The organism is Streptomyces sp. NPDC037013, assembly GCF_055607265.1.
Map to the genome: position 1 here is coordinate 189,542 of NZ_JBVJRV010000005.1, position 16,823 is coordinate 206,364.

Here is a 16,823-nt window from a genome sequence, read left to right on the forward strand (position 1 = left end):
TCCATGGACAGGGGGCGCGAGTCGCGGTGGGAGAAGGACGCGATGACGGTCGAGATCATGTTCGCGCTCGTGAGCGCCGCGGCCGTCGGTCTCCTGATGTTCGGCGTGGTCATGGCGCCCGCCCTCTTCTGGGATCTGCCGTCGCGGGCGGACGGGGTCCAGCGCCTGCTCGGCACGGTCCTGGGAGGGGGCGCGGGCCTGTGGCGCCTCGTACGCGTACTGCTGCGGCATGACAGGGACCGGCGCGCCGGCCGCTGAGGCGCAGGGACCCAGGGGCGCAGGGATGTCAGCAGCGCTCATGCGAGATACGGCAGCCTCTCGTGCCGTACGGGATGAGCGAAGCCGTCGCCCGCGACCCAGCGGCGGACCTCGTCGACGGCGAGTTCGGCGAGGCGCCGCCACTCGCTGCCCTGGGACCCGGCGATGTGCGGGGTGAGCAGGGCGTCGTCGCACTCCCACAACGGGTGGCCGGGTGGCAGGACTTCGGGGTCGGTGACGTCGAGCACCGCGCGGACGCGGCCCGCGGTGACGGCCTCGGTCAGCGCCTCCTGGTCGACGACCGCGCCGCGTGCGGTGTTGATGAGGACGGCCCCGGGGCGCAGGGCGGCGAGCAGCGCGCGGCTCACCAGGCCACGCGTGGCGGGCAGCAGCGGCGTGTGGACGCTCACGGTGTCGCTGTGCGCGAAGAGGTCGTCGAGCGTGACGAGTTCGGCGCCGAGAGCGGCGGCCTCCCGCTCGGACACGTACGGATCGTGGAGCAGTACCCGCAGGTCGTGGGGGCGCAGCAGCTCGATGACGCGGCGGCCGGTCAGCGAGGCGGAGAGAATGCCCACCGTACGCCGGTAGTTGCCGACGTCGCGCGGGGTGCGCGCCCAGTCCGGCGCGGTGCGCGAGGCGCGGAAGTCGCGGGCGCTCTCCAGGACGCGCTTGCCGGTGAGCAGGATCATCGCGACGGTGTACTCGGCGACGGGCAGCGCGTTGGCCGCGGCGGCCGAGGACACCTCGACGCCGCGCCGCCAGCACGCGTCGGTGACGTGGCCGCGGATGGAGCCCGCCGTGTGGACGACGGCCCGCAGATGTGGGGCGCCGGCGAGGACGTCGGCGGTGAGGGGCGGGCAGCCCCAGCCGGTGACCAGGAGTTCGGCGCCGGCCAGGACCGAGCGTGCGCGGTCGGTGCGGAAGTCGTCGAGCGCGGGCGGCGGTTCGAGGTCCGTGGCCTCGGCGAGGGAGGCGAGGGCGGGCGGCTCCAGGACGGCGTCGGCGGCCTCCCGTGACATGGCGAGCGCGGCGCGGGGGCGACGGGACGGGGACATCTTCCTCCTCCGGGGCGGGCGGTGCGACGCCGTCACGCGTGCGGCGGCGGATCTTCGCACCCGGTCCTGCCGCTCATCATGACCACGGATCCCGATCGGTACGCGCTGCCGTGCCCGTCCTTGTCCATGTCGCCGCCGCCGGGTCCGGGGTCCCCTCGGCGAGTACGAGCGGCAGTGGGCCCGACATCGGCGGCACCGAGCACGGCCCGGGGGATCCGCACCCGGCGAGCCCGCACCCGTCCCTGCCCCAGCCACTATGCACGACGTGTATACGCGCTATGTATAGTGGCCGCATGTCCTCGTTGAACACGCCTTCCGCCAGCAAGACGACGCCTCTGCCCAAGAGGTTGCGTCGCGGCGCCCCCGTCCTCGCGGCGGGTGCGACCCTCGCCCTCGCCCTGACCGGCTGCACCAAGCTCGACACCACCTCGCCGAGCTCGGTCCGCAACGCCGCCGCGGACGTCAAGGCCGCCGACCAGGGCAAGGTCGGCGCCGTCGACTGCCGCAAGGCGAAGTGCGTGGCGCTCACGTTCGACGCGGGGCCGAGCGAGAACACGCCCAGACTGCTCAAGATCCTCAAGGACAGACAGGTCCACGCCACCTTCTTCACCCTCGGCAAGAACCACATAGAGAAGTACCCCGAGCTCGTGAAGCAGATGGACGCCGAGGGGCACGAGGTCGCCAGCCACACCTGGTCCCACAAGATCCTGACGAAGATCGACGAGGCGGAGGCGCGCGAGGAGCTGGAGCGCCCCAACCAGGCGATCGAGAAGCTCATCGGCAAGAAGCCGACCCTGATGCGCCCGCCGCAGGGCCGCACCAACGACGACGTCAACAAGCTCTCCAAGGAGCTCGGCCTCGCGGAGGTCCTGTGGACCGTCACCGCGAAGGACTACACCACCAATGACTCCAAGCTGATACAGAAGCGGGTCGTCGACCAGACCAAGCGGGACGGCATCATCCTGCTGCACGACATATACAAGGGCACCGTGCCGGCCGTCCCCGGCGTCATAGACGAGCTGAAGAAGCGCGGCTACGTCTTCGTGACGGTCCCCCAGCTGCTCGCCCCGGGCAAGGCCGAGCCGGGCAAGATCTACCGCTGATCCCCCCGGCCCTCGCGGACCCGGACCCGCGCGGACCCGGCCCCGGCCGGCCGGCTGGACCGGCTGCCGACCGGCCGCCGGCCTGGCAGGCTCACGGGTGTGGCCATCTTCCAGATCACCAGAGACGCGCCCCTGCCCGCCGCCGAGACATGGCGCAGGCTGACCACCTGGGAGCGGCACGGCGACGTCGTCCCGCTCACGCGCGTCACCGTGCGCACTCCCCCGCCGACCCGTACCGGCACGGTCTTCGTGGCCCGCAGCGCGCTGGGTCCGCTCGGCTTCGACGACGTGATGGAGGTCGTCGAGTGGTGCCCGCCGGACGGCACCGTGCCGGGCCGGTGCCGTCTGGAGAAGCGGGGGACGCTCGTGACGGGCTGGGCGGAGATCGAGGTCTACCCCGCCGCCGGGTCCGGGTCCACGGTCGTGTGGCGCGAGGACTTGCACGTACGGTGGCTGCCCGCGCTCTGCGACGGGGTGCTGTCGGCCGTGGCCCGGCGGATGTTCGCACGGGCCGCCGACCGCCTCATCGCAGCCGGACCGGCACCGCGTCGAAGCCGTCCGCGCTGAAGGACCCGACGGGCCGGGCCAGGCCCGCCGTCCCGTCCGGGCGCGGGAGCGGGAACCGCTCGAAGAGGGCGAGCAGGGCGATCGCCGCCGCCATGCGGGCCGACGGCGCGCCGACGCCGTACTGCACGCCGTGCCCGAACGCGAGGTGCTCCTTGTCGGCGGCGCGGGCGATGTCGAAGCGGCCCGGCGCGGACTCACCGCGGCGGATGAGGATGCCGTCGGCATGCTCCCGTGACTCCCGTGAAGGGACGACGAGAGGCCGCGCGGCCCGGACGATCTCCGGCCCGCGCGGCGTCACGACAGCTCAACTCAACAGCCCCCTCGCACGCGGCCGTTGAGACCTAGGCGACCGACCCGATCCGCCCCGAAGGGGAGCGCGGGCCGTCGTGGTGGATGGGGGTGTGCGCGCCGGTCAGGGAGACTCCGCTGCCACCCCTGCGGTGGGCGACGATTTCCGAGGCGATCGAAAGGGCCGTCTCCTCGGGCGTACGCGCCCCCAGGTCGAGCCCGATGGGCGAGCGCAGGCGCGCCAGCTCCAGTTCGGTGACCCCGACCTCGCGCAGCCGCTTGTTGCGGTCCTCGTGGGTGCGGCGCGAACCCATCGCGCCGACGTAGGCGACGGGCAGCCGCAGCGCCAGGTGGAGCAGCGGCACGTCGAACTTGGCGTCGTGCGTCAGGACGCACAGCACGGTGCGCCCGTCGACCTCGGTGGACTCCAGGTACCGGTGCGGCCACTCGACGACGATCTCGTCGGCGTCGGGGAAGCGTTTGGGCGTCGCGAAGACGGGACGGGCGTCGCACACGGTCACGTGGTAGCCGAGGAACTTGCCCATGCGGACCAGTGCCGAGGCGAAGTCGATGGCGCCGAAGACGATCATGCGGGGCGGCGGGACGCTCGACTCGACGAGCACGACCAGCGGCGAGCCGCACCGCGACCCGTCCTCGCCGATCTCCACGGTCGCCGTGCGGCCCGCGTCGAGCAGGGCGCGGGCCTCCTGTGCCACCGTGCGGTCCAGCTCGGGGTGGCCGCCGAGGCCGCCCTCGTACGAGCCGGTGGGCCGTACGAGCAGGGCCCGGCCGAGCAGCTCGGCAGGGCCGGAGGTGACGCGGGCGACGGCCGCCGGCTCCCCCGCGGAGGAGGCGGCCAGCGCGGCGCCGAGAACCGGCCGGGACGCGGAGTCCGCGCGGACCGGGGTGACGAGGATGTCGATGATGCCGCCGCAGGTCAGACCCACGGCGAAGGCGTCCTCGTCGCTGTAGCCGAAGCGCTCCAGGACGGTCTCGCCGTCCTCGAGGGCCTGCCGGCACAGTTCGTAGACGGCGCCCTCCACACATCCTCCGGAGACCGATCCGATCGCCGTGCCCTCGCTGTCGACGGCGAGCGCGGCGCCCGGTTGCCGGGGCGCGCTCCCGCCGACCGCCACCACGGTGGCGACGGCGAATTCACGTCCCTGCTCGACCCACCGGTTCAGCTCGTCGGCGATGTCCAGCATCTCGGCCTCCTCAGGCTCTACGGGTGTGTGGAGGGCTCAGCGCCTCAGTGGACGCCCAGCCATCCTTCGATGGGGTTGAGGGCGAAGTAGATGATGAAGACGAGCGTCAGGCCCCACATGAAGGCACCGATCTCGCGGGCCTTGCCCTGGGCGACCTTGATGGCGACCCAGGAGATGACGCCCGCCGCGACGCCGGTGGTGATGGTGTACGTGAAGGGCATGAGCACGACGGTCAGGAAGACCGGGATGGCGGTGGCCCGGTCGGCCCAGTCGACGTGCCGGGCGTTCATCATCATCATCGCTCCGATGACGACGAGCGCGGCGGACGCGACCTCCTGGGGCACGATCGCGGTGACCGGCGTGAAGAAGAGGCAGGCCGCGAAGAACAGGCCGGTGATGACGGAGGAGAGTCCGGTGCGGGCGCCTTCGCCGACGCCGGTCGCGGACTCGACGAAGACGGTCTGGCCGGAGCCGCCCGCCACGCCGCCGATGGCACCGCCGGCGCCGTCGATGAACAGTGCCTTGGAGAGGCCCGGCATGCGGCCCTTCTCGTCGGCGAGGTTGGCCTCGGTGCCGACGCCGATGATGGTGGCCATCGCGTCGAAGAAGCCGGCGAGCACCAGGGTGAAGACGATCATGCCGACGGTCATCGCGCCGACCTCGCCCCAGCCGCCGAACTCGACGTCGCCGAGGAGGGAGAAGTCGGGCGACGAGACCGCGCTGCCGTGCAGTTCGGGGGCGCCGTTCGCCCACTGCTTGGGGTCGATGACGTCGAGCGCGTTGAGCACGACGGCGACGACGGTGCCGGTGACGATGCCGATCAGGATCGCGCCCGGGGTGTTGCGCGCCTGCAGCATGAAGATCAGGAGCAGGGTGCCGGCGAAGAGCAGGACGGGCCAGCCGGAGAGTTCACCGGCGGGGCCGAGCGAGAGCGGGGTGGCCTTGCCCGGGTGCACGAAGCCGCCCTTGACCAGGCCGATGATGGCGATGAAGAGCCCGATGCCCATGGTGATGCCGTGCTTGAGGGCGAGCGGGATCGCGTTCATGATCATCTCGCGCAGCCCGGTGACCACCAGGAGCATGATCACGGCGCCGTACATCACGCACATGCCCATCGCCTGCGGCCAGGTCATCTCGGGCGCGACCTGCGAGGAGATCACACCGGAGACGGAGAGGCCGGCGGCCAGGGCCAGCGGCACCTTGCCGATGAACCCCATCAGGAGCGTGGTGACCGCCGCGGCGAGGGCCGTCGCGGTGATCAGGGCCTTCTGGCCCATGGTGTCCCCGGCCGCGTCCTTGCCGGAGAGCAGGACCGGGTTGAGCAGGACGATGTACGCCATCGCCATGAAGGTGGTGATACCGCCGCGCACCTCGCGCGCGACCGTGGATCCCCGGAGGGATATGTGAAAGTACCGGTCGAGCCAAGACCTTCCGGCCGGGACGCGTGAGCCGGGGCCCGCGTCCTCTGCGGTGGTCTTGGGCTCCACTGACGACTGGGTCATGGTGCCTACTCCCAAGGTTCACAGGGGCACCCGCTCGATTCGCGGGATTTGGGATGGTGCGTTGGCTGCACGACCCGGGGGACGGCCCGAGACGAACGACGTCTCCCTCGGCATGAGGGGGAGCTGGGGCTCCGAGCGGTGTGGGCGAAGGGAAGTGTGACGTTCCTGGGAGGCGCACACCGCTCGGAGAGACTGCGTGATCCGCGTGGGATCAGATCCCCGCGGGGATCACGTGCCGGTGAGGTGCTCGGGGCGTACCGGCGTCTTGTTGAGCTCCAGACCCGTCGCGTTCCGGATCGCCGCGAGGACGGCCGGGGTGGAGGAGAGGGTCGGAGCCTCGCCGATGCCACGGAGCCCGTACGGGGCGTGTTCGTCGGCGAGTTCGAGCACGTCGACCGGGATGGTCGGGGTGTCGAGGATGGTGGGGATCAGGTAGTCCGTGAAGGACGGGTTCTTCACCTTCGCGGTCTTCGGGTCGACGATGATCTCCTCCATGACCGCGACGCCCAGGCCCTGGGTGGTACCACCCTGGATCTGACCGATCACGGACAGCGGGTTGAGCGCCTTGCCGACGTCCTGGGCGCAGGCCAGTTCGATGACCTTGACCAGGCCGAGCTCGGTGTCGACCTCCACGACCGCGCGGTGCGCGGCGAAGGAGTACTGGACGTGGCCGTTGCCCTGGCCGGTGCGCAGGTCGAAGGCCTCGGTGGGGCGGTGGCGCCACTCGGCCTCGATCTCGACGGTCTCGCCCTCGAGGACGTCGACCAGGTCGCCGAGGACCTCGCCGCCGTCGGTGACGACCTTGCCGCCCTCCAGGAGGAGTTCGGCGGTGGCCCACGCGGGGTGGTACGTGCCGAACTTGCGGCGGCCGATCTCCAGGACCTTCTCGCGGACGAGCTCGCAGGAGTTCTTGACGGCGCCGCCGGTGACGTACGTCTGGCGCGACGCGGACGTCGACCCTGCGCTGCCCACCTGCGTGTCGGCGGGGTGGATGGTCACCTGCGTGACGCCCAGCTCGGTGCGGGCGATCTGCGCGTGGACGGTGACGCCGCCCTGGCCGACCTCGGCCATCGCGGTGTGCACGGTGGCGACGGGCTCGCCGTTGATGACCTCCATGCGCACCTTGGCGGTGGAGTAGTCGTCGAAGCCCTCGGAGAAGCCGACGTTCTTGATGCCGACCGCGTAGCCCACCCCGCGTACGACGCCCTCGCCGTGCGTGGTGTTGGACAGACCGCCCGGCAGCTGGCGCACGTCGGCGCCCTCGCTGGACTCCCACTGGCGCTCGGGCGGCAGCGGGCGGGCCTTGATGCGGCGCAGGAGCTCGGCGACCGGGGCCGGCGAGTCGACCGGCTGGCCGGTCGGCATGATCGTGCCCTGCTCCATGGCGTTGAGCCGGCGGAACTCGACCCGGTCCATGCCCACCTTGTCGGCGAGCTTGTCCATCTGGGCCTCGTAGGCGAAGCAGGCCTGGACGGCGCCGAAGCCGCGCATCGCGCCGCAGGGCGGGTTGTTCGTGTAGAGGGCGATGGCCTCGATGTCGACGTCGTCGATCACGTACGGGCCGACCGACAGGGACGAGGCGTTGCCGACGACCGCCGGGGAGGCCGACGCGTAGGCGCCGCCGTCCAGGACGATCTTGCACTTCATGTGCGTGAGCTTGCCGTCCTTGGTGGCGCCGTGCTCGTAGTAGAGCTTCGCCGGGTGGCGGTGCACATGACCGAAGAAGGACTCGAACCGGTTGTAGACGATCTTGACCGGCTTGCCGGTGCGCAGCGCCAGGAGGCAGGCGTGGATCTGCATCGAGATGTCCTCGCGGCCGCCGAAGGCACCGCCGACGCCGGAGAGCGTCATGCGCACCTTCTCCTCGGGCAGGCCGAGGACGGGGGCGATCTGCTTGAGGTCCGAGTGCAGCCACTGGGTGGCGACGTACAGCTCGACGCCGCCGTCCTCGGAGGGCACCGCGAGGCCGGACTCCGGGCCGAGGAAGGCCTGGTCCTGCATGCCGAAGGTGTACTCGCCCTTGACGATGAAGTCGGCCTTCTTCGCCGCCTCGTCGGCGTTGCCGCGGACGATCGGCTGGCGGTGCACGATGTTCGGGTGCGGGACGTGACCGATGTGGTGGTCGTCGCGGCCCTCGTGCACGAGTACGGCGTCGGGGGCGGTCGCCGAGGCCTCGTCGGTGATGACGGGCAGGTCGCGGTACTCGATCTTGATCTTGGCGGCGGCGCGGCGAGCGGTCTCCGGGTGGTCGGCGGCGACCAGGGCCACCGGCTCACCGTGGTGACGGACCTTCTTGTGCGCGAGGACCGGGGTGTCCTGGATCTCCAGGCCGTAGTTCTTCATCGCGGCCGGCAGGTCGTCGTAGGTCAGGACGGCGTAGACGCCGGACTGGGCGAGCGCCTCGGAGGTGTCGATGGAGACGATCTCGGCGTGCGCGACGGTCGAGCGCAGGGTGTGACCCCACAGCATGTCCTCGTGCCACATGTCCGAGGAGTACGCGAACTCGCCGGTGACCTTCAGGGTGCCGTCGGGGCGCAGCGTCGACTCGCCGATGCCGCCCTTGGTCTTGGAACCCTGTGTGATCTTGGTGGGTGTACCTGTGGTTCCCATGGCGTCAGACCCCCTCGGACTGGCGCGCGGCCGCGAGGCGGACCGCGTCAAGGATCTTCTCGTAACCGGTGCAGCGGCAGAGGTTGCCGGAGAGCGCCTCGCGGATGTCGGCGTCCGACGGCTGCGGGTTGCGCTCCAGCATCTCGTCGGCCGCGACGAGCAGGCCGGGGGTGCAGAAGCCGCACTGGACGGCGCCGGCGTCGATGAACGCCTGCTGGATCGGGGAGAGCTCGCCGCCCTCACCGGTCTGCGAGTCGGTGGCGCCCTTCTCCGGGTTGGCCTGCCACTGCTGGGCGTCCTGGATCGAGGTGCCGCACGCGCCGGAGGCGCAGCCGCCGCCGGGGTGGGCGTCCGCACGGTGCTTGGCGTAGTCGGCGAGGCCCTCGACGGTGGTGACCTCGCGGCCCTCCACCTGGCCGGCCGCGACCAGACACGAACAGACCGGCACGCCGTCGAGGCGGACGGTGCAGGAGCCGCACTCGCCCTGCTCGCAGGCGTTCTTGGAGCCCGGGAGCCCCATGCGCTCGCGCAGCACGTACAGGAGGGACTCGCCCTCCCAGACGTCGTCGGCTTCCTGCTGACGGCCGTTGACCTTGAAGTTCACGCGCATTATGCGACTCCCTCAGTGCTGCGGCCCTTGCCGCGGTACGACTCCCAGGTCCAGCCGAGCGTGCGGCGGGCCATGATCCCGACGGCGTGACGGCGGTAGCTCGCCGTGCCGCGCACGTCGTCGATCGGGTTGGCGGCACCGGAGGCGAGCTCCGCGAACTGCTTGGCGATCGAGGGGGTGATGATCTTCTTGCTCTCCCAGAAGCCGCCCTCTTCGAGCGCCGCGTTCAGGAAGTCCTCGGCCGCCTTCGCCCGGATGGGGGTGGGGGCGGCGGAGCCGATGCCGGTCCGCACGGTGCGGGTCTCGGGGTGCAGCGCGATGCCGAAGGCGCACACGGCGATGACCATCGCGTTGCGGGTGCCGACCTTCGAGTACTGCTGCGGGCCGTCCGCCTTCTTGATGTGGACGGACTTGATGAGCTCGTCCGCGGCGAGCGCGTTGCGCTTCACGCCGGTGTAGAACTCGTCGATCGGGATCAGGCGGGATCCCCGCACGGACTCCACCTCGACCTCGCAGTCGGCGGCGAGCAGCGCCGGGTGGGCGTCACCGGCCGGGGAGGCCGTGCCGAGGTTGCCGCCGACGCCGCCGCGGTTGCGGATCTGCGGGGAGGCGACCGTGTGCGAGGCGAGCGCGAGACCGGGGAGCTCGGTGCGCAGCTCCTCCATGATCTGGGTGTACGGGACGGAGGCGCCCAGCTGGACCGTCTCCTCGCCCACCTCCCACTCGCGCAGCTCGACGATGCGGTTGAGGTCAAGCAGGTATTCGGGACGACGGTGGTCGAAGTTGATCTCGACCATCACGTCGGTGCCACCCGCAATCGGCACAGCCGTGGGGTGCTCGGCCTTGGCGGCGAGCGCCTCCTCCCAGCTGGCGGGGCGAAGGAAGTCCATGAGGCTCTCTTCTTCGTGTCGAGGGTCTTTCGCTTCGAGGGACCGGAAGATTCCGTATCAGGGGATTCCGTTTAGGCCACTCGGGCCGTTGGTCCCTCGACTGCTCGTTCATGTGCTGTTAACGCGGAGTGGGGCAAGTACACCGCCCGCTCGTCCGATGGGGTCAGTCACCGAAACACTGAAGGAGTTGGCTGGCCAAGGCGCGCGTCTTGTAGATTCGTATGAAGAACGGGCCTCAGGAACCTCTTGGGTTCCCCCCGGAAACACCGGCCACCCTGCGCCAGCGGGGCCGGGCGCTACAGAGCGCACATGTTTGTACACACCATTCGAGACAGATCGGCGGCGACGACACCATGCGGCTGCGCGCACTCCTGGACACCGACGCGCTGGGCCTGCGGCTGCTCGGCGGCGAGGACGAGCTGGACCGCACCGTGCGCGGTGTGATGACCACGGACCTGCGGGACCCGAGCCGCTACCTCGCCGGTGGCGAGCTGGTCCTCACCGGCCTCGCCTGGCGCCGCGACGCCTCGGACACGGAACCCTTCGTGCGCATCCTCGCGAGCGCCGGGGTGGCCGCCCTGGCCGCCGGCGAGGCCGAGCTCGGCGACATCCCCGACGACATCGTCGAGGCCTGCGCCCGGCACCGGCTCCCGCTCTTCGCGGTCAACGAGTCCGTGGCGTTCGCGACCATCACCGAGCACGTGGTGCGCCAGGTCTCCGGCGAGCGCGCCGGGGACCTGGCGGCCGTCGTCGACCGGCACCGCCGCCTGATGACCTCGGGCCCGGCGGGCGGTGGCCCCGACGTCGTCCTCGACCTGCTCGGCACCGACCTGGACCTGCGGGCCTGGGTGCTTTCGCCCGCGGGGCGCGTGATCGCCGGGTCCGGCCCGGCGGGGGCGCTGCCAGGACCGCTGTGCGCACGGCTCGCCGGGGAGCATCTGGCGGCCGTCCGCACGGGCCGGCGCGGGCCGCACCGGGTGACGGTGGACTCGGTGACGTACTCGCTGTTCCCCATTCGGACCAGTGGGCGCGCAGCGGCCGGCGCCTCGCGCGACGTGCGCGAGTCGGTGCTCTCCGACTGGGCACTCGCCGTGGAGGCCGACGCGGGCGACTGGCCCGAGGAGCGACTCGACCTGCTGCAGGGCGTGACCCAGCTGATCGCGGTCGAGCGCGACCGGCGCGACGCGTCCCGCACCGTGCGGCGCCGCCTCGCCCAGGAGGTCCTCGAACTGGTCCAGACGGGTGCGGCGCCCGCCGAGATCGCGGCCCGGCTGCGGGTCGCCGCCCCGGTGCTCCTGCCCGGCCTGGGCGCGGCCCCGCACTGGCAGGTCGTGGTGGCCCGCGTGGAGTGGGAGGGCGGGGAGATCGACGGCGGCACGGTCGCCCAGTCGCTCCTTGAGGAGATCCTCGTCGACCCGCTGTCGGCGGGCCCCGAGCCCTCCGACCGGATCGCGGTCGCGCACACCGGCGACGAGGCCGTGGCGCTCGTGCCGCTGCCCGCGGTCCCCGGCGAGCACGAGGGACACGAGACGGGGCTGATCGCGGACGCGCTGCTCGCCTCCGTCCACGACCCGCTCTCCGCCGGCCTCGACGGCGACGGCCGTCTGACCCTCGGCGTCAGCGCCTCCGTGCACTCCGCCGAGGGGCTGCGCGGCGCCCTGGAGGAGGCGCGGCACGCCCGCCGGGTCGCCGCCGCCCGCCCCGGCCGGGTCTGCGCCGCCGGCCACCAGGAGCTGGCCTCGCACGTGCTGCTGCTGCCGTTCGTGCCGGACGACGTGCGCCGGGCGTTCACGGCGCGGCTCCTCGACCCGCTGCGGGAGTACGACCAGCGCCACCGGGCGGAGCTCATCCCGACGCTGGAGGCGTTCCTCGACTGCGACGGCTCCTGGACGCGCTGCGCCTCGCGCCTGCACCTCCACGTCAACACATTGCGCTACCGGGTGGGCCGCATCGAGCAGTTGACGGGCCGTGACCTCTCGCGCCTGGAGGACAAGCTCGATTTCTTCCTCGCGCTGCGGATGAGCTGAGGTCATCGGGCGCGGAGCCGGCCGGCGGCGCCGAAGGCCGGCCGGCCCTCGGCGCCGTTCCTTGACCACCCTTTGTGAATTCTTTCACCCAGCCCCTTGGCCGGACGCCGCGATCCATGCTGAGATTCGCCCACGACTCAACAGCTCAATGGTGCGCTCGGGGAGGGCAACGTGGCGTATACCGCCATGTCTGGTACCGGAACGACTGCAGGGGACGATCCACTCCAGACCGCGGTATGGCGGCTGCGCTCACGCGGCTGCTGGACCGACGCCGCGGCGCTGCTGGCCTCACGGGCCGGGCCGGCGGCGGCACTTCAGAGGACGGCGCTCCTCGTCGAGCGGTGTCTGTTCACGGGGGACGGCTGGAGCGAGGCCGAGGACGTCCTGCGGACCGCGGAAGCGATCGCCGAGGCCGACGACGACCGGGGCGCCGCGGCCTGCGAACGGGGCCAACTGGCCTACGCCTCAACGGTCTTGGGGGTACGCGACCGGGCGGACGAGGCACGTACGGCGCTCGGCAGGGCGGCCGCGCTGCTCGCCCCGAACGCCCCCGGACGGCCGCTGCTCGACTTCCGCAGGGGGCTGATCGCGGAGCACATCGCCGACTCGCCGCAGTCCGCCAAGGCGGCGTACCGCAGGGCGCACGCGGGCGCCACCGCGCACGGCGACCCGCTGCTGCTCTCCTTCACCTGGCGCCACCTCGCCGGACTCGCCCTGCGGGACGGGGAGTTGGCGGAGGCGCGGCACGGTTTCGCGGAGTCCCTGCGCATCCGTGAGGAGCTCGGCTATCTGGTCGGCACGGCCCCCGCGCTCGCCGCGCTCGCGGACGCGGAGCCCGAGCCGGAGGCCACCCGGCTGCGCGCCGAGGCCACCCGCCTGTTCCGACTCCTCGGCGGGGTACCGTCCTGGCTCGCCCAACATCTGCAACCACCGGCTGCCGCGGTATAACTCCCGCCTGCGGGACGGGGTTCCCTCCCGCGGGCGCCCCGGCCGCTCCCGCTGCCGGGGGGGCGGCCGGGAGCGCGGGGAGCCCGGCGGTTCCTCCGGCTCGCGGCACGCCACCCGGCGCGTCGCGAGCCGGGACACCTGGGCGGCGAGGGGCTCTTCCGCCTCGAATCGGCGTCCGCCGGACGCAGGGGCCGGCCCGGAGCGCGGCGAGCCCGGTGGTTCCTCCGGCTGCGCGCCGAGGCCACCCGCCTGTTCCGACTCCTCGGCGGGGTACCGTCCTGGCTCGCCCAGCATCTACAGCCACCGGCCGCCGAGGTATGGCTCCCGTCTGCGGGACGGGGCCCCTCCCGGGGGCGGCCCGGCCGCTCCCGCTGCCCGCGCGAGCCTGCTTCCGCTCGGAGAGCGGGGAGCCCGGCGGTTCGTCCGGTTGGCGGTACGCCAACCGGCGTGCCGCCGCGAGCCGGGACGCCTGGCCGGCGAGGGGGTGCCCCGCCTCGGGGCGGCGTCCGCTGGGCGCAGGGAGCACGGGTGCGCGCCTCCCTGGCGGCTCGTCAGGATTCTGAGCCCATAAAGTGTTCTTCGACCAGGGACGAGACCACGCCCAGGTCCTGGGCGGCCAGTGCGTCGAGGAGTGCCACGTGTTCGGCCGCGTCGGCCAGCAGGTCGGCCCTGCGGCCCGCGACGGGGCCGCTCACCGGCGGCCACTGCGAGCGCCGGTGCAGGTCGTCCGCGACCCGCACCAGCTCCCGGTTGCCCGAAAGGGAGAGCACCGCGCCGTGGAAGGCGCGGTCCGACTCGGCGTAGCGCGCGAGGTCGCCGCCGGCGGCCGCCGCCGTGGTCGCGTCGGCCAGCGGCCGCAGCTCGGCCCAGCGCGCCGCGGGCACCGTGCGGGCGAGCCGCAGCATGACGGGCACCTCGATCAGCGCCCGTACCTCGGCCAGCTCCGCCAGCTCACGGCCGCCGCGTTCGGTGACCCGGAAGCCGCGGTTGGGGACGACCTCGACGGCGCCCTCGACGGCCAGCTGCTGCATCGCCTCGCGGACGGGGGTCGCGGAGACGCCGAAACGCTCGCCGAGGGCCGGGGCGGAGTACACCTCGCCGGGTTCGAGTTCGCCGCCGACGAGGGCGGCGCGCAGGGCGTCGAGGATCTGCCCCCGCACGGAGTTGCGCCGGACCGCGCGGCGTGCCCCGGCCCCCGCCTGCTCCGGAACCCGGACGCGCGGCGCCCCGGCGAGGGGTCCCCCCTCGCGTGCTCCGGTCTGTTCCACGACGTCCGCCTGCCTTGTCCGCTCCGAAAGGTACGACAGGCACCATAGGCGGACACGACCGGAGTTGAAACATCGATCACGTCGGGTAAGGTAAGGCTAACCTGCTATCGATCGCGATTCGGTGGTCCTCGCATGTCCGTCCCCACCTTGGCCGCACCCACCCAGGGCGCCCCCAGTGCCGTAGCGGACTCCTATGCCCGCCTCCACGAGGTGTACACAGGGCTGCGCATCACCGAGCTCGGAGACGAGGAACAGGCCCCACAGGGCGGCGGCTGGGTCACCGCCGCCCGGCTCGCGGAGGGCGGGGCCGACCTCGACGCGTTCCTCGCCTGGGACGACGCGCAGGTCCAGAAGGACTACGGCACCCGGGCACGGCCGGACGTGGTGGCCGGCTTCGGGCTGCACCGGTACGCCTGGCCGGCCACCCTGCTCATCACGGTCCCGTGGTTCCTGCACCGCCGCGTGCCCCGCTTCCCCGTCGCCGACGTCTCCTTCCAGCGCACGCTGGGCCGCATGGCCGTCCGCCCGGCGGGCTTCGCGTGCCTCCCCGGCGACCCGGCCGCCGGTCTGCCCGGCGCCCGTGTCGTACCGGACGAGGAGGCGCTGCGCGCGGAGGTGCGGGCCGCGGTCGCCGAGCACCTCGAACCGCTCCTCGACGCCTTCGGCCCCCGCATGCGGCGCCGCTCGCGCGCCCTGTGGAGCCTCGCCACCGACGAGATCGTCGAGGGCCTCTGGTACGTGGCGCACCTCTTCGGCGAGGAGCGGCGCGCGGTGACGGAGCTGGAGCGGCTGCTGCCGGGCGCCACCAAGCCGTACGTCGGCACGGCCGGCTTCAGGGAGCTGACGGGGCCCGACGGGGAGTCGCTCCCCACCCGCGACCGGGCGAGCTGCTGCATGTTCTACACGCTGCGCCCCGACGACACCTGCGTCACGTGCCCGCGCACCTGCGACGAGGAGCGCGTCGCCCGGCTGAGTGCGGCCGCCGCCGCGAACTGAGGCCGGGGTACGGCTGCTTCGGGCGGTCGGGATAAACGGCTAGTCCGGGCGATCGAGCCCTTGCCGGAGGGCTGTCGGAGAGCTGTCGGTGCGCTGTCGGAGGGGCCGGCCCGCTGTAGGTGGGCTGTCGGGGATCTGTCGCCGGGCACCGGCAGATTGGAGCAGGTCGGGGCCGGTCGGCAGCACCGCAGGCCACCGTCACCGCATCGCTCCGGTCCACCGGAACGGCACACGCCCGCGAACCACGGGGTGCCGGCCGGGGGCCATCGGTAAGGAAGGAAGCCCCCCATGACGACCGAGGTCACGATCATCGGCGCCGGACTCGGCGGACTCGCGCTCGCCCGCGTCCTCCACCTCCACGGCATACCCGCCACGGTGTACGAGGCGGAGCCCTCCCCCACCTCGCGCGCCCAGGGCGGCATGTTCGACATCCACGACTACAACGGCCAACTGGCGCTCCGCGCGGCCGGCTTGATGGACGAGTTCCGCGACCTCGTCCTGCCGGGCCGCCAGGCCATCCGGATCCTCTCCCCGGACGGGAACGTGCAGCTCGACAAGGCCGACGACGGCACGGGCGGCCGCCCCGAGGTGCAGCGCGGCGAGCTGCGCCAAATGCTGCTCGACTCGCTGCCGCCCGGCACCGTCCGGTGGGGCCGCAAGGTGACCGGCGTCCGCGCGCTCGGCGAAGGCCGCCACGAGGTGACGTTCGCCGACGGCGCCGCGCTCACCACGCACCTGCTCGTCGGCGCGGACGGCGCGTGGTCCCGCGTCCGCCCGCTGCTCACCTCCGTCACCCCCGAGTACAGCGGCAGGTCCGTCGTCGAGACCTACCTCCACGACGCCGACACCCGCCACCCGGCCACCGCGAAGGCGGTCGGCGGGGGCTCGATGCTGGCGTTCGCGCCGCGGAGGGAGATCTTCGCCCACCGCGAGCGCGGCGACACCCTGCACGCCTATGTGGGACTCACCGAGACGGAGGAGTGGTTCGCCGGCATCGACTTCACCGACGCCGAGGCGGCCACCGCGCGGATCGCCCGTGAATTCGACGGCTGGGCGCCCGAACTCACCGCCCTGATCACCGACGCCGACACGGCGCCGACCCTGCGGCCCCTCTACGCCCTGCCGGTCGGACACCGCTGGGAGCGGGTGCCCGGGGTGACCCTGATCGGCGACGCGGCCCACCTCTCGGTCCCGAACGGCGAGGGCGCCAACCTCGCCCTGTACGACGGTGCCGAACTCGCCGAGGCGCTCGCGGCGCACCCCGGTGACGTCGAGGCCGCCCTCACCGCGTACGAGCAGGCCATGTTCCCCCGGAGCGCGAAGGCCGCGTTGGAGGGTCCCGACGGCGAGGGAGGCAGCTCCGGCACGGACCCGATCGCCGAGTTCCTGCAGCAGGGGCAGGCCTGACCCACGGCCTGACCCACGGCCTGACCCACGGTCTCACCGGGGCACGCGGAGCGCACGATCAATCGAACTCAACACCCGGCGTTCCCGCG

Annotated in this window: 15 protein-coding genes; 7 read left to right on the forward strand and 8 right to left on the reverse strand. The window is 72.6% G+C overall.

The features are described from left to right. Nucleotides 1-3 precede the first annotated feature (3 nt). The gene (locus tag ACZ7DY_RS19925) at nucleotides 4-258 is read left to right on the forward strand and encodes a DUF6332 family protein (protein ID WP_471137045.1); all 255 of its coding nucleotides are present in this window, start codon (nucleotides 4-6) and stop codon (nucleotides 256-258) included. 38 nt (nucleotides 259-296) lie between these two features. On the opposite strand, the gene ACZ7DY_RS19930 is transcribed toward ACZ7DY_RS19925, so the two are convergent. Next, nucleotides 297-1,313 carry a hydroxyacid dehydrogenase gene (locus ACZ7DY_RS19930; RefSeq protein WP_471137046.1) on the reverse strand — a complete coding sequence of 339 codons (1,017 nt, stop codon included), beginning with the start codon at nucleotides 1,311-1,313 and terminating at the stop codon, nucleotides 297-299. A gap of 293 nt (nucleotides 1,314-1,606) precedes the next feature. Between ACZ7DY_RS19930 and ACZ7DY_RS19935 the strand changes: the two genes are divergently transcribed. Next, the gene (locus ACZ7DY_RS19935) at nucleotides 1,607-2,416 is read left to right on the forward strand and encodes a polysaccharide deacetylase family protein (protein WP_471137048.1); all 810 of its coding nucleotides are present in this window, start codon (nucleotides 1,607-1,609) and stop codon (nucleotides 2,414-2,416) included. A 99-nt stretch (nucleotides 2,417-2,515) separates the two neighbouring features. Then, the gene (locus ACZ7DY_RS19940) at nucleotides 2,516-2,983 is read left to right on the forward strand and encodes an SRPBCC family protein (RefSeq protein WP_471137050.1); all 468 of its coding nucleotides are present in this window, start codon (nucleotides 2,516-2,518) and stop codon (nucleotides 2,981-2,983) included. Here the strand turns inward: ACZ7DY_RS19940 and ACZ7DY_RS19945 are convergent. From ACZ7DY_RS19945 to ACZ7DY_RS19970, 6 genes are all read right to left on the reverse strand, one after another. After that, the gene (locus tag ACZ7DY_RS19945; protein WP_471137052.1) at nucleotides 2,940-3,281 is read right to left on the reverse strand and encodes a hypothetical protein; all 342 of its coding nucleotides are present in this window, start codon (nucleotides 3,279-3,281) and stop codon (nucleotides 2,940-2,942) included. The two genes, ACZ7DY_RS19940 and ACZ7DY_RS19945, sit on opposite strands and share 44 nt — an antisense overlap. Nucleotides 3,282-3,324: 43 nt before the next feature. After that, nucleotides 3,325-4,476, reverse strand: coding sequence for an XdhC family protein (locus ACZ7DY_RS19950; protein ID WP_471137053.1), 1,152 nt, complete (start codon nucleotides 4,474-4,476; stop codon nucleotides 3,325-3,327). Nucleotides 4,477-4,520: 44 nt separating this feature from the next. After that, nucleotides 4,521-5,978 (reverse strand): NCS2 family permease, encoded by a 1,458-nt coding sequence (locus tag ACZ7DY_RS19955; protein ID WP_471137055.1) that lies wholly within the window; start codon nucleotides 5,976-5,978, stop codon nucleotides 4,521-4,523. A gap of 228 nt (nucleotides 5,979-6,206) precedes the next feature. Beyond that, nucleotides 6,207-8,588: a xanthine dehydrogenase family protein molybdopterin-binding subunit gene (locus ACZ7DY_RS19960; protein ID WP_471137057.1), complete on the reverse strand. Its 2,382-nt coding sequence runs from the start codon at nucleotides 8,586-8,588 to the stop codon at nucleotides 6,207-6,209. Between the two features lie 4 nt (nucleotides 8,589-8,592). Continuing rightward, nucleotides 8,593-9,198: a (2Fe-2S)-binding protein gene (locus ACZ7DY_RS19965; protein ID WP_471137058.1), complete on the reverse strand. Its 606-nt coding sequence runs from the start codon at nucleotides 9,196-9,198 to the stop codon at nucleotides 8,593-8,595. Next, nucleotides 9,198-10,088 (reverse strand): FAD binding domain-containing protein, encoded by an 891-nt coding sequence (locus tag ACZ7DY_RS19970; RefSeq protein ID WP_471137060.1) that lies wholly within the window; start codon nucleotides 10,086-10,088, stop codon nucleotides 9,198-9,200. Before ACZ7DY_RS19970 ends, ACZ7DY_RS19965 begins: the two co-directional genes overlap by 1 nt. A gap of 353 nt (nucleotides 10,089-10,441) precedes the next feature. Between ACZ7DY_RS19970 and ACZ7DY_RS19975 the strand changes: the two genes are divergently transcribed. Next, a complete protein-coding gene (locus tag ACZ7DY_RS19975; RefSeq protein WP_471137062.1) occupies nucleotides 10,442-12,115 on the forward strand; it encodes a PucR family transcriptional regulator in 1,674 nt (557 codons plus the stop codon). A gap of 186 nt (nucleotides 12,116-12,301) precedes the next feature. Next, a complete protein-coding gene (locus ACZ7DY_RS19980) occupies nucleotides 12,302-13,063 on the forward strand; it encodes a hypothetical protein (protein ID WP_471137063.1) in 762 nt (253 codons plus the stop codon). Between the two features lie 551 nt (nucleotides 13,064-13,614). Here ACZ7DY_RS19980 and ACZ7DY_RS19985 read toward each other — a convergent pair. Then, the gene (locus tag ACZ7DY_RS19985; RefSeq protein WP_471137065.1) at nucleotides 13,615-14,331 is read right to left on the reverse strand and encodes a GntR family transcriptional regulator; all 717 of its coding nucleotides are present in this window, start codon (nucleotides 14,329-14,331) and stop codon (nucleotides 13,615-13,617) included. Between the two features lie 132 nt (nucleotides 14,332-14,463). Between ACZ7DY_RS19985 and ACZ7DY_RS19990 the strand changes: the two genes are divergently transcribed. After that, entirely contained in the window at nucleotides 14,464-15,327 is an 864-nt protein-coding gene (locus tag ACZ7DY_RS19990; protein WP_471137067.1) for a (2Fe-2S)-binding protein, read from the forward strand. Nucleotides 15,328-15,615: 288 nt separating this feature from the next. Continuing rightward, nucleotides 15,616-16,734, forward strand: a complete 1,119-nt coding sequence (locus ACZ7DY_RS19995; protein ID WP_471137068.1) for an FAD-dependent oxidoreductase — start codon at nucleotides 15,616-15,618, stop codon at nucleotides 16,732-16,734. Nucleotides 16,735-16,823 lie beyond the last annotated feature (89 nt).